Source organism: Bittarella massiliensis (ex Durand et al. 2017) (assembly GCF_017566145.1).
In the GTDB taxonomy this organism is placed as follows: Bacteria; Bacillota; Clostridia; order Oscillospirales; family Ruminococcaceae; genus Bittarella; species Bittarella massiliensis_A.
Map to the genome: position 1 here is coordinate 1 of NZ_JABFCL010000428.1, position 207 is coordinate 207.

Annotated in this window: 1 protein-coding gene; it reads right to left on the reverse strand. The window is 43.5% G+C overall.

Annotated elements, in window-relative coordinates; all coding sequences use genetic code 11:
- Nucleotides 1–155: 155 nt before the first annotated feature.
- A partial coding sequence (locus HJY11_RS15760; RefSeq protein WP_208076607.1) for a six-cysteine ranthipeptide SCIFF occupies nt 156–207 on the reverse strand: 52 nt, incomplete at its 5' end.

Below are 207 nucleotides of genomic sequence, written 5' to 3' on the forward strand. Positions count from 1 at the left end.
CACGCACCCACTGTTGACATCCAGAACAATATTGTATCCGTTATTCTGGTACTGGTGAATCACTATCGGTACCCCTTTCTTTTTTCTTTGAACATCAAGAGACAGCGACCAAAAAGCCGCTGTCTTTGTACCCTTCGTTTATAAATCCTGACTGCCTATTTCTTCTGCTCGCAGGTCTGGTTTCCTACTGTACAGGAAGTCTTACAT